At 63.7% G+C, this 12,893-nt stretch carries 10 protein-coding genes; 7 read left to right on the top strand and 3 right to left on the bottom strand.

The genetic code is table 11. The features are described 5' to 3' along the window. The first annotated feature begins 3 nt into the window (after positions 1–3). From J2D77_RS15750 to parC, 7 genes are all read left to right on the top strand, one after another. Positions 4–1,392 (top strand): anthranilate synthase component I family protein, encoded by a 1,389-nt coding sequence (locus tag J2D77_RS15750; RefSeq protein ID WP_207847402.1) that lies wholly within the window; start codon positions 4–6, stop codon positions 1,390–1,392. Continuing rightward, entirely contained in the window at positions 1,389–2,195 is an 807-nt protein-coding gene (locus J2D77_RS15745) for an aminotransferase class IV (RefSeq protein ID WP_207847400.1), read from the top strand. Before J2D77_RS15750 ends, J2D77_RS15745 begins: the two co-directional genes overlap by 4 nt. Positions 2,196–2,403: 208 nt before the next feature. After that, the gene (locus J2D77_RS15740; RefSeq protein WP_230975879.1) at positions 2,404–3,513 is read left to right on the top strand and encodes a Rieske 2Fe-2S domain-containing protein; all 1,110 of its coding nucleotides are present in this window, start codon (positions 2,404–2,406) and stop codon (positions 3,511–3,513) included. A gap of 240 nt (positions 3,514–3,753) precedes the next feature. Next, a complete protein-coding gene (gene rpsB / locus J2D77_RS15735; RefSeq protein ID WP_207847398.1) occupies positions 3,754–4,536 on the top strand; it encodes a 30S ribosomal protein S2 in 783 nt (260 codons plus the stop codon). Positions 4,537–4,667: 131 nt separating this feature from the next. Beyond that, positions 4,668–5,573: a translation elongation factor Ts gene (tsf, locus tag J2D77_RS15730; RefSeq protein WP_207847396.1), complete on the top strand. Its 906-nt coding sequence runs from the start codon at positions 4,668–4,670 to the stop codon at positions 5,571–5,573. 24 nt (positions 5,574–5,597) lie between these two features. After that, the gene (recO, locus tag J2D77_RS15725; protein WP_207847458.1) at positions 5,598–6,434 is read left to right on the top strand and encodes a DNA repair protein RecO; all 837 of its coding nucleotides are present in this window, start codon (positions 5,598–5,600) and stop codon (positions 6,432–6,434) included. 355 nt (positions 6,435–6,789) lie between these two features. After that, positions 6,790–8,997, top strand: a complete 2,208-nt coding sequence (gene parC / locus J2D77_RS15720) for a DNA topoisomerase IV subunit A (RefSeq protein ID WP_207847395.1) — start codon at positions 6,790–6,792, stop codon at positions 8,995–8,997. A gap of 204 nt (positions 8,998–9,201) precedes the next feature. Here the strand turns inward: parC and J2D77_RS15715 are convergent, their stop codons facing one another. From J2D77_RS15715 to J2D77_RS15705, 3 genes are all read right to left on the bottom strand, one after another. After that, positions 9,202–9,975, bottom strand: coding sequence for an arginyltransferase (locus J2D77_RS15715; RefSeq protein WP_207847394.1), 774 nt, complete (start codon positions 9,973–9,975; stop codon positions 9,202–9,204). A 53-nt stretch (positions 9,976–10,028) separates the two neighbouring features. Next, positions 10,029–11,033 (bottom strand): porphobilinogen synthase, encoded by a 1,005-nt coding sequence (hemB, locus tag J2D77_RS15710; RefSeq protein WP_207847393.1) that lies wholly within the window; start codon positions 11,031–11,033, stop codon positions 10,029–10,031. Between the two features lie 218 nt (positions 11,034–11,251). Continuing rightward, positions 11,252–12,709: an amino acid permease gene (locus J2D77_RS15705; protein WP_207847392.1), complete on the bottom strand. Its 1,458-nt coding sequence runs from the start codon at positions 12,707–12,709 to the stop codon at positions 11,252–11,254. Positions 12,710–12,893 lie beyond the last annotated feature (184 nt).

Genomic DNA, 12,893 nt, shown 5'->3' with positions numbered 1-12,893 from the left:
TCCGTGACATGGGTGCAGGACCTGCCCTGGCGCGAACCCGATACGGTTCTGGCGCTCTGGGGGCGTGACCCCTGGTGCGCGCTGCTCGATAGCGGCGGTGCGGTGGAAGAACGCAGCCGGTGGCGGATATTCTGCCACAAGCCCCGCCATGTCCTGACTGCGTGGCCTACCCACGTCCAGTGCGATGGCGTGTCCCTTGGTTGCAAGACGCCGCTGGAAATTCTGGATTGTTTGAGAAAACTTGCGCCCGATGGGGAGAGTTTTGAAACCCTCGGGTCAGAGAGGGTAGATATTTCCTTTGCGGGTGGGCTGGTGGGTTTTGCCAGCTACGGTTTTGGCCTGGGGCTGGAAGAGGTGGTCTCGTGCCACGATGAAGCAGGCAGTCCCTGGCTGGCCGCAGCGCTGTATGACCATGCCTTTTTATGGGACAGGCAGGAAAAGCGCTGTTACCTGGCCGGTTTTTCCATAAACGGCCTGGACGAACCCGCACGGGCGCAGGCCTTTGCCCAATGGTGCGACCTGCCGACCTGGGCCATGGACCTGCCAGCCTTGCCCGCCCTGACCCTGACAGCCGACCAGGACAGGCAGGCTTATTGCCAGATGGTGACACAGGCGCGGGATTATATTGCCGCGGGCGATATTTTTCAGGTCAACATTACGGGGCGGCATACGGCCTGCCTGCCGCCCGGCCTGTGCGGGGTCGATCTGTACCGGCATTTGCGCCAGCAGGTGCCAGCCCCCTTCGGGGCCTATCTGTCCTGCGGGCCGGATTTCGCGCTGCTTTCCTGCTCGCCCGAGCGTTTTCTTAGTGTCACGCCCGCAGGGGAGATCGCCTCGCGCCCGATCAAGGGCACCGCGCCGCGTGGGGCGACGGCGGCGGAGGATGAGCGCCTGTTGCGCTGGCTTGCCGAAAATGACAAGGAACGCGCCGAAAATTTGATGATCGTCGATCTCATGCGCCACGATATTGGCCGCGTGGCTGAAATCGGCAGCGTGCGCGTGCCCGAATTCCTGCATGTGGAGCGTTTTGCCCATGTACATCATCTGGTTTCCGAAGTGCGGGCCATGCTGGCGCCGGGGCGCGACGTGTTCGACCTGCTGGCGGCCACCCTGCCGCCGGGTTCCGTCACCGGTGCGCCCAAGCACCGCGCCGTGGAAATTATTGACGCGCTGGAGGCTTCGCCCAGGGGGGCGTATTGCGGCACGGTGTTTCGGATCGGGTGCGATGGCGGCATGGACAGTTCGGTCATTATCCGCAGCTTTGCGCGTGAGGGAACCATGCTGCGCATCGACACCGGCGGGGGTATTACGATTTTGTCAGATCCACAAAAGGAATATGAGGAAATGTGTCTGAAGCTGGCTCCCTTCCTGGCGTTCGCGCAGCAGGCATGAGCATCATCTGGCATAACGGCGTGCTCTGCCCGCTGGAACAGGCGCGTATCAGCCCCATGGACCGGGGCTACACGCTGGGCGATGGCCTGTTCGAGACCATGCGCGTGCGTGCGGGCTGTGTCATGAACCTGTATGCCCATATGCGCCGGCTGGCCGAAGGCGGGCGGGTGCTGAACCTGGCCGTGCCCGATACGGCGACCGTGCGCCAGGCGGCGGCCGACCTGGCGGAGGCCACGGGGCTGGTGGAAGGGTCCATGCGCCTGACCGTCACGCGCGGTGAAAGCCCGCGCGGCCTGCTGCCCCCGCAATCGGGCACGCCCACCATGACACTGGTGGCAAGCGCGGGCGGCTTCGCCACGGCGCAGGTGCGCGTCATGACCTCGCGCCTGATCCGGCGGGACGAGACATCGCCCCTGTCGCGGATCAAGAGCCTGAATTACCTGCCATCCATCCTCGCCCGGCAGGAGGCCGAGCGCGCGGGTGCGGATGACGCGCTGATCCTCAATCTGGCCGGCCGGGTTGCCGAAAGCACGGTCGGCACCCTTGTCATTGCGGGGGATGACGGGTTGCTGACCCCACCGGTGGCCGAGGGCGCGCTGCCCGGCGTTGCCCGTGGGGTTCTGATGGCCAAGGGCCTGCTGCGCGAACATCCGCTCGATACGGAACAGATTTTATGGGCACATGGGGCGTGGCTGGTGAACACGCTGTCCCTGAAGACCATCACCCGGCTGGACGTTCAGGTCATGGCGCAGGATGCGGACATAACCCGCCAGATCGCGGAATGCCTGCAACACGGCGAATAAAGACCATATAAAGTACCGCAGGCTTAGGCCCGGGCGATGTATCATGCCCCCGTCCCATAGGGCCGCGTGTTCGTACAAGGGGTGATCTGGCATGCAGCCAGGGGGCTTGCCTGGCGGGTGTGGGAGCGTAATCGTGCGCGTTGGCATTAGCAGGCCCGGCGCGCAAGTCTCTGATCGGCCTGTGATCTTGCAGAAAAAGGAGATCCCCATGCAGGCGGACACACTAGCGCAGAATACGGCAGGTACAGGCGGGGCGGCGGCAGGGGGCAGCGTTGATCTGCGCCGCGTCGATTGCGACCCCAATTTCTGGTACCCCGTCGCATGGTCGCGCAAGGTCAGGCCGGGCAAGGCGTTCGCGGCGCGGTACGCGGGTCACCCCATTGCCCTGATCCGGCCCGAACACGGCCCCGTCTACGCGCTGGAAGACCGCTGCGCCCACCGGCAGGTGCCGCTGAGCAAAGGGGTGGTGGACGAGGAAGGTTGCGTCAAATGCTGCTATCACGGCTGGGCGTTCGACCGTCAGGGCAAATGCGTGACCGTGCCCTACCTGAACCGCGAAGGCGTAGGGCGGCCCGTGCGCGCCTATCCCTGCCGCGAAAAGGACGGGCTGATCTTCATTTTCCCCGGTGATGCCGCATTGGCCGATCATGTGCCCGTGCCCGACGTGGCCCAGGTCGGCAACCCGGAGTTCAAGACCCGTACCTTCAGCCCCAGGCTGAAATGCCACTATACTTTCATGCATGAAAACCTGATGGACATGAACCATCAATTCCTGCACCGCCGCCAGATGGGCTCCATTACCGCGCGTTTCCTGGGCCAGGACGAAGGCGAGGGCTTTCTGGAGGCACGCTACAGCTTTGCCCGCAAGGGCGGGAACCAGCCGCTGGCCGAAGCGCTGATCTTTGGCAGGCACCATGACCTGCAAGGCCGCGAGCAACCGGTGGAGGAAGTCGTCTCCATCCGCACCACCTATCCCTACCAGACGCTGAAAATCCACGACAAGGATGGCGACCTGATCATGGATCTGTGGGCGTGCTACCTGCCCTTGGGCGAAGCCCAGCAGGTTACGCAGGCTTTCGGGCTGCTTTCGGTCAAGAAGCCCAAATGGGCGTTCCTGCTCGATCTCGCCTGGCCGGCGCTGGGGCTGTTCACGCACCGTATCTTCGAGGAAGACCGCGAAATCGTGGAAATGGAGCAGAATGCCTGGCGCGAACTGGGTGGGGACCACAATGTGGAGGTGTTCCCCGTCGTTCGGAAACTGCGCGCCCTGCTGGCGGCAAGCGGGGTGCCCAATAAAGCGGTGCTTCCCGTAGCGTAGGACCGTTCGGCCGAGGCGCAGGTGCTATGCCCGGCAGGGTGGGCCTGCCGGTGGGCCGGGTGTCGGCCATGCAGGCGGGACTGGTTTTTAGTCTTGCCTGAACGGACAAAAAAAGCCATATAGGCGCCGCTCGGCACAGGCCGGGACGACGCACGCGAGGCCATTCCGCCTCTGGTGTCCGGCTGCAAGGCCGGGCAGCGCCTCGCGGAGGATCAACCAGAACAGGTAGGAAACGCCCCCATGGCGATGCCCGATTTCACTCTGCGCCAGCTCCTTGAAGCCGGTGTTCACTTTGGTCACCACACACGCCGCTGGAACCCCCGCATGGCGCCGTATCTGTTCGGCGTGCGCAACCAGGTTCACATTATCGACCTGCAGCAGACGGTCGGCCTGCTCGACCGCGCCCTGAAGGCGATTCGCGATGGCGTGGCCGGTGGTGGCCGCGTTCTGTTCGTGGGCACCAAGCGCGCAGCCCAGGACCCGATCGCCGAAGCGGCCCGTCGCTGCGGCCAGTATTATGTCAACCATCGCTGGCTGGGCGGCATGCTCACCAACTGGAAGACCATCCAGGGCTCCATCAAGCGCCTGCGCCAGATCGAGGAAACGCTTGAAGGCGGCACCTCCGGCCTGACCAAGAAGGAAATCCTGGACCTGACCCGCCAGCGCGACAAGCTGGAACGCTCGCTCGGCGGTATCAAGGAAATGGGTGGCCTGCCCGACATCCTGTTCGTGATCGACACGAACAAGGAAAAGCTGGCCATTGAAGAAGCCAACAAGCTGGGTATCCCGGTTGTGGCGATCCTGGACAGCAATTCCGACCCGCGTGGCGTGACCTATCCGGTGCCGGGCAATGATGACGCGATTCGCGCCATTGGCCTGTATTGCGACCTGGTGTCCGCCTCCGTTCTGGACGGGATCTCGGCCGAGCTGGGTGCATCCGGCGCTGACGTGGGTGCGTCCGAGGAACTGCCGGTCGAACCGGCGCTGGAAGCAGCCCCGGTGGAAGCCCCGGCGGCGAACTGAGCCTTTTGATGGAACGGCCCGGCCTGATCGCCGGGCCGTTTACACATATGACAACCCGCAACGCGGGTGGGCGAACAGGCCGGCGCGCCCCTGACATGGGGCGCGTTCCGGTTTTAGAGGGAGTATGAAGCATGGCGGAAATTACCGCGGCACTGGTCAAGGATCTGCGCGAGAAAACCGGCGCGGGCATGATGGACTGCAAGAAGGCCCTGAACGAAGCCAATGGCGATATCGAAGCCGCCATCGACTGGCTGCGCAAGAAGGGCCTTGCCGCTGCGGCCAAGAAGTCCGGTCGTGTCGCTGCTGAAGGCCTGGTGGCCGTGGCCTCTGGCGACAAATCTGCCGCCATGGTCGAAGTGAACGCCGAAACCGACTTTGTCGCCCGTAACGAAGCGTTCCAGAACTTTGTCGAAGCCACCGCCAAGGTCGCGCTCAAGGTCGGTGAAGACCTTGAAGCCATCAAGGCCGCCACCCTGGATACCGGCCGCACCGTGGCTGAGGAACTGACGCACCTGATCGCCACGATCGGTGAGAACATGTCCCTGCGCCGCGCACGCGTGTTCACCGTGCCGTCGGGCGTTGTGGCCACCTATGTGCATGGCGCGCTGCGTCCGGGCCTGGGCAAGATCGGCGTTCTGGCCGCTATCGAAGCGCCGAACACGTCGGACGCGATCGAGACGCTGGGCCGCCAGGTGGGCATGCATGTTGCCGCCACCCGCCCGTCTTCGCTGGATACGGACAGCCTGGACCCGGCCGAAATCGAGCGCGAACGCGCCGTGCTGGTCGAACAGTCCCGCGCATCCGGCAAGCCCGAGAACATTATCGAAAAGATGGTCGAAGGCCGTATCCGCAAGTTCTATGAAGAAGTCGTACTTCTGGAACAGGTCTGGGTGCATGATGGCGAAAGCCGCGTGAAGGACGTGGTCAAGAAGGCGGGCGTGAAGCTGGCCGGCTTCGACCGTTTCCAGCTTGGCGAAGGCATTGAAAAGACCGTGGACGATTTCGCGGCTGAAGTTGCCAAGGTCGCTGGCGTGTAAGTCCTGGGCGGATTTGCAGTGACGATGCGCGAGGGCGGGATGTCTCCGGATACGGAGGCTCCCGCCCTTGTCGTTTTTGTGGGCCCGATGGGCGAAAGCAGTGCGCGCGTGCATGTGCTGACCGAAGCCGATGGCCTTGTGCGCGGCGTGGCCTATGGCGGCGCCAGCCGCGCGGGACGCGGGGTATGGCAGCTTGGCAATGTGGTGAAGACCCGTATGCAGCGCCGGGGTGACGCCAGCCCGTGCCGCCTGTCGGGTGAGGTGCTGTATGGCTGCGCGGCCCGGCTGTTTTCCGCCCCGCTGGCCATGGCCATGGTGGTGTCCACCTGCGCGCTGGCCGATGCCACCCTGCCCGAACGCGAACCCTGCCCAGCCCTGTTTGGCGAGACGGTGCGGCTTCTGACCTTCCTGGGTTACGATCCCGGCGTGGCCGAGCGCGAAGGCATGCCCCATTACATAAGGTGGGAGTTGTCCCTGCTGCGCACGCTGGGTTTTGGGCTCGATCTGGATATGTGCGCGCTGACCGGCCTGCGGGAAGGGCTGGCCTATGTTTCCCCCCGCACCGGGCGTGCCGTCAACGTGGATGCGGCCGGGCCGTGGAAAGAACGCCTGCTGCCCCTGCCATCCTTCCTGCGCGACACGGATGAAACCGGCACCCCGCATGACTGGGCTCTGGGCCTGCGGCTGAGCGGGCATTTTCTGGCGCGTGACGCCTTCGGGCAGCGGCACCTGCCCATGCCCGCCGCCCGGCAACGCCTTGTCGAACGGGTGGAAAACCTGACGGCTGGCCCCAATCCGAACGGGGCGCATGAACCGCCGGACGAGACGGATGGCCCGAAGCCAGAAGGAGACACGCCTTAGGTCGTGCTATGCCGCCCTGCGGCCCTTCCGCCCCCGCAGGGTCTTTTCCGACGCGCTCCCCACCCACGCTGGTTCACACCTGCTTGCCCCGATATTTCCTCACCTTTTCCCACACGCGATCCCGCCAGGCGGCCATTGCGAGCGTAGCAGGGGGCGGGCGGTTCCTGACAAAGGGCAGGGCCCTGCATTGGCGGGTCCGTCGAAAAGGATACTTCGGTTTGAAAAAGGTCGCTGCATTCGGGCTTTTGCACCGGCCGTGTCAGGCTTGGGGCGTTCAAGGCTTTCATAACCTTCGCGGGGGCGGTATGTCTGGGCGCGCGACAGATCGGGTACGCATTGGGGCGTGGAGCAGACGATGACAGACACAGCCGAAGGCCATATCGAGGAGACCAAACTGGCGGATGCGCTGAGCGAGCGTTATCTGGCCTATGCGCTGTCCACGATCATGTCCCGCTCGCTGCCCGATGTGCGCGACGGGCTCAAGCCCGTGCATCGGCGGCTGGTCTACGCGATGCACCAACTCAAGCTGGACCCGGCTTCGGGCTTCAAGAAATGCGCGCGCGTGGTGGGCGATGTCATCGGTAAGTTCCACCCCCATGGCGATGCCTCGGTCTATGAAGCGCTGGTGCGGCTGGCGCAGGATTTCGCCGCGCGCTACCCGCTGGTGGAAGGCCAGGGCAATTTCGGCTCCATCGACGGCGATAACGCCGCGGCCATGCGGTATACGGAAGCCCGGCTGACGGATGTCGCGGTCGCCCTGCTTGACGGGATCGAGGACGACGCTGTCGATTTCCGCCCCACATACGATGGGGAAGAACACGAACCCGTCGTGCTGCCGGCGGCGTTCCCCAACCTTCTGGCTAATGGGGCCGCGGGTATTGCCGTGGGCATGGCCACCAGCATTCCCCCCCATAACGCGGCGGAGGTCTGTGCGGCCGCCGCATTGCTGGTGCGCAAGCCCGGGGCCGAGACGAAGGACCTGCTCGCCCTCATGCCCGGGCCGGATTTCCCCACCGGCGGGCTGATCATGGAAGATGCCGACGCCATCTTGCTGGCCTACGAGACCGGGCGCGGCGGCTTTCGCATGCGCGCGCGCTGGGCTGTGGAGCAGGGCCGTTTTGGTACATGGCACATCGTGGTGTCGGAAATTCCCTACCAGGTCCAGAAATCCCGGCTGATCGAACAGGTGGCCGATCTGCTGGAACAGAAAAAACTGCCGCTTCTGGGCGATATCCGCGACGAAAGCACGGATGAGATCAGGCTTGTGCTAGAACCCAAGTCGCGCGGGGTCGAGCCCGAAGTGCTGATGGAAACCCTGTTCCGCGCCACCCCGCTTGAAAGCCGCTTCGCCCTGAACATGAATGTGCTGGGCGCGGACCGTTCGCCCGGCGTCATGGGTCTCAAACAGGTTCTGCGCGCCTGGCTCGACCACCGGCACGAGGTGCTGGAACGGCGCAGCCGCCACCGGCTGGCCGCCGTGGAGCGCAGGCTGGAAATTCTGGCCGGCTTCCTGATCGTGTACCTCAACCTTGATGAGGTGATCCGCATCATCCGGGAGGAGGACGACGCCAAGGCCAGTCTGATCGCCACGTTCAGCCTGACGGACATGCAGGCGGAATCGGTGCTGAACATGCGGCTGCGCAGCCTGCGCAGGCTTGAGGAAATGGAAATCCGCCGCGAACATGACGCGCTGTGTGCCGAAAAAGCCACCCTGCTGGCCCTTCTGGGGGACGAGGCACTGCGCTGGAAGCAGATCGGCACCGAGCTTGAACGCATGGCCAAGACCTTCGCAAAAGGTCGCACGGGGCCACGGCGCAGTACCATCCTGTCTGCCCCCAAGGCGGTGGATATTTCGGTGGTGGAAACGGTCGAACGCGAACCGCTGACCTTTATCCTGTCCCAGAACGGATGGGTGCGGGCGATCAAGGGCCATAACGTCGACCTGGAAAACCAGAAGTTCAAGGAAGGGGATGCCCTCAAGCTCGCCTTGCCGTGCCAGAGCACGGACCGGCTGTGCTTTTTCGCGACCGATGGCAGGGCCTTTACCGTCAAAGGGGCTGACCTGCCGCGCGGCCGGGGCGACGGCCAGCCCGTGCGCCTGATGGTCGACCTGCCCAATAACGAGGACCTGGTGGCGGTGTTTGTCCTCAAGGACGGCGGCAGGCGGCTGGTGGCGTCAAGCTCGGGCCGGGGCATGCTGGTGGAGGACGAGGCGCTGGTGGCCGAAAAACGCTCGGGGCGGCAGGTGCTCAACCTCAAGGAAGGCGAATCCGCGCAGCTCTGCGTTCCGGCGGAAGGGGACCATGTGGCCGTGCTGGGTGACAACCGGCGGTTGCTCATTTTCCCGCTCGACCAACTGCCGGTCATGACACGCGGGCTTGGCGTGGCCTTGCAGAAATATAGCGACGGCGGGCTGAAACAGGCGGTCGTGTTCGCGCAGGAGCAGGGTTTGTTCTGGCCCGGCAGTGTCAGGCCCCGCGCCATGGCCGACCTCAAGGAATGGCAGGGCAAACGCGCCGCCACCGGCAAGCCCGCCCCACCCTGGGCCACCCGAAAGGGCTGAGAAAGGAAGCAGAACTCCACAAAAGGGCCGGCGACCCAAAAAGCGACACCTGATTGAGAGAGTGTTCCCAAAGCCGGTCCTGGGCGAGTATTCGGTAAATTTTTAAAAGTTTTTGGTGAAGATTTTTTCAAAAAGCTTCAGGGGAACGTCACTTTTTTGAAAAAAATTAGCCCCCAAAAGTTTTTATCCTGTTTTCCAAACGGGTCAGAAAAGCGGGGCGGCAGGGAAGATATCCGTGCGGCCGGTAAAGACCGCTTGCGCGGGATCGAGCGGCTGCCACGTATCGTCACGCAGGATTTCGGCGGGGTGGTAGCGGCTTTTATAGGCCATTTTCGGGCTGCCGGGCACCCAGTAGCCAAGGTAGAGATAAGGCCGGTCGAGCAGGTGTGTCTGCTGGATCAGAAACAAAACGGCATAGCTGCCCAATGACCGCTGCGGCAGGTCGGGGTTGTAGAAGCTGTACACGGCCGAAAGCCCGTCTTCGAGAACATCGGTCAGGCTGACCGCGACAAGGGTTCCCTGCGGGTCACGGAATTCGATAATCCGTGTATCGACCGGTGTTTCCTCCACCATGGCAATATAGTCGCGCTGGCTCATGCTGGCCATGTCGCCATCGGCATGGCGGTGCTTCAGGTAGCGGTGGAACAGGTCGTATTGTTCCAGTGTCGCGGCCGGGGGCAGGAGGGTCGCATTCAGATCCGCATTGCGCTTGCAGGTGCGGCGCTGCGTGCGATCGGGCGTGAAAAGGGCCACCGGCAGGCGGATGGGAATGCACGCCGAACACCCCGAGCAAAGTGGCGCATAGGCCAGGGTATGGCTGCGCCGGAACCCCGCGCGGGACAGGCGGCTGTGCAGGGCGTCGGCATCGGGCACGGCCAGGTCGGCCAGAACCTTGCGTTCCGTCCGCTCAGGAAGGTAGGGGCACTGCTGCGGCGCCGAAGTATAGAAAAATTGTGGCCCACGCAGCGAGGATTTCATGTTCTGGTGCCTGGAGAACAAAAGGGACCGGCCCCACGCCGGTCCATGGCCGGCTAGCGGCCGAAGGTTGCGCGAATATTCTGCGCGGCCTCGATGGCGAAATAGGTCAGAACGCCATGAGCCCCCGCGCGGCGGAAGGCCAGAAGGCTTTCCATGATGGCGCGTTCGCGGTCCAGCCAGCCATTGTTGATGGCCGCCATCAGCATAGCGTATTCGCCCGAGACTTGGTAGGCGAATGTCGGCACCCTGAACGTGTCACGCACGCGGCGGATAATGTCCAGATAGGGCATGCCGGGCTTGACCATGACCATATCCGCCCCTTCCGCGATGTCCATTTCCACTTCGCGCAGGGCTTCGTCGCTGTTGGCGGGGTCCATCTGGTAGGTTTTCTTGTCCCCGCTCAGCAGGCTGCCAGACCCCAGCGCGTCGCGGAACGGGCCATAGAAGGCCGACGCATATTTGGCCGCGTAGGACATGATACGGGTGTTGACCAGCCCGTTCGTATCCAGTGCCTCGCGAATGCTGCCGATCCGCCCGTCCATCATGTCGGACGGGGCGATGATATCCACACCCGCTATCGCCTGGTTGAGTGCCTGCTGCGTCAGCACCCCGACCGAGGTTTCATTCACCACGTAGCCGTCTTCTATCAGCCCGTCATGGCCGTGGCTGGTATAGGGGTCCAACGCCACGTCGCCCACCAGCGCCACGTCGGGGAATTCTTTTTTCAGGAGCCTGGCTGCCCGGCACATCAGGTTGTCGGGGTTGGTGGCTTCGCTCCCTTTTTCGTCACGGATCTCGGTGGGGGTGACGGGAAAAAGGGCCACGGCGGGAATGCCCAGCTTGGCGGCGGGTTCCACATGGCTGGCCAGCCGGTCCAGCGTCACGCGCAGCGCGCCGGGCATGGAGGCCACTTCGGTCGTGGTGTTCGTGCCCTCCATGAAGAAGATCGGCCAGATCAGGTTGTTGATGCCCAGCGAATTTTCCGCCACCAGACGGCGGGTTGCGTCGTCAAAACGGTTGCGGCGCGGGCGGGCCAGAGGGAAGCGACCTGCCGTCATGGGCGGGATCTCCTGCAAAGGTGCGCGGCCTGTGCTGTGGCGCCTGACCGGGCAGGACGTCGTAACAGGCAGGGCAGAGTGAATGTGCGGCCCGAGTATGCGCCCCTGACCGGCTTATGCAAGATCGCGCGCGTCTGCCCAGAACTGCGCTGGCCATTTCTGGTGCGGCCTTGCCCCGATCCAGCCCTGTAATTACACGGGCCGGAATATCTGGCGCGTCAGGGCTGGGCCAGCTTGCTGTGCTTGCGGCCATAGGCCATGTAGATGATCATGCCCAGGGCCAGCCAGCCGATCAGGCGCAGCCAGGTCAGGTGGTCGAGAAAGATCATGACCGACCCGCAGCTTAAAATACCCAGAATGGGTATGATAACCCCGCCCGGCACGCGGAAGGCGCGGGGTGCGTCGGGGGCCTTGCGCCGCAGCACGATCACGCCCGCGCAGACCAGCACAAAGGCCAGCAACGTGCCGATGGACGCCATATGTCCCAAATCCGATATGGGCAGGAACGCGCTGAGCAGGCTGGTCAGCACCATGAAGAACAGGTTGGACAGCCACGGTGTCTGGTAGCGCGGGTGGGTAATGCTGAACAGCGGCGGCAGAAGCCCGTCGCGCGACATGGCGAAGAATACGCGGCTCTGCCCCAGCAGCACCCCCAGCAGCACGGAGGTAAACCCGCAGATAATGCCGATTTTGACCGCCAGTTGCAGCCAGTGATAGGGCGTGTGGTTGATGGCGGTGGCCACGGGGGCGGCATCGCCCATCATGTCGCGGTAATTGACCAGCCCGGTCATGACAAAGGAAAACGCGACATAGGCCAGGGTGCAGATCAGCAGGCTGCCCAGCAGGCCGATCGGCATGTCGCGGGCGGGGTTCTTGGTCTCCTGCGCGGTGGTGGACACGGCGTCGAACCCCACATAGGCGAAAAAGATCGTGCCCGCCGCGCGCATGACGCCGGAAATGCCGTAATGGCCGAATGTTCCCTCATTGGGGGGAATGAACGGATGGTAGTTGGCGGGATTGATGTAGCCCAGCCCGAAGCCGATAAAGGCCAGAATGACCAGCAGCTTGATCGTGACGATCACGATACTGACGATGGCGGACTGCGAAATGCCCCGGATCAGCACCCACGATATGGCGCAGATCACCACCATGGCGGGCAGGTTGGCCAGCCCGTGGGCCATGGAGCCATCGGCCAGTTGCACGGTCTCGAACGGGGATGCGGTCAGCCGGGGGGGCAGCACGATCCCCCATGTGCCCAGCAGGGAAGCCACATAGCGCGACCAGCTTACCGCGACAGTCGCGGCCCCCACCGCGTATTCCAGCACCAGGTCCCACCCGATGATCCAGGCCATCAGTTCACCCAGCGTGACATAGGCATAGGTATACGCACTGCCCGCAATGGGGATCATGCTGGCCAGTTCGCTGTAGCACAGCCCTGCGAATCCGCAGGCGATCCCCGCGATGATAAAGGACAGGACAACAGCGGGCCCCGCGTTTTCAGCCGCGGCAATGCCGGTCAGTGAGAAAAGGCCCGCCCCGATGGTGGTGCCGACCCCAAGGGCGATCAGGCTGCCCGGTCCCAGGACCCGTTTCAAACCCTGCGCCGCCTGAAGCTTGTCCAGTGGCAGGCAGCGCGTAAAGGCCGAGACTGCCGAGGGGGCAGGGTTTTGCTCCATGTATTTTTTCTCCTGTCAGCGTCGCCCGGAAAGCTGTAAGACACCATCCAACGGTTCTGCCTGCTATACAGCAGGCTGCCGGCACGTCCAGCAAGATGTGCTAACCACGAAACGAAATGAACGCCTGCCGAGGCCCGGCATGGGAGTGACGACCCGCAGGCCCGATCTTGAGGAAACACCTGAA

The organism is Acetobacter garciniae, assembly GCF_017377735.1.
Classification (GTDB): domain Bacteria; phylum Pseudomonadota; class Alphaproteobacteria; order Acetobacterales; family Acetobacteraceae; genus Acetobacter; species Acetobacter garciniae.
This window is presented reverse-complemented; position numbering and strand designations above follow the sequence as displayed.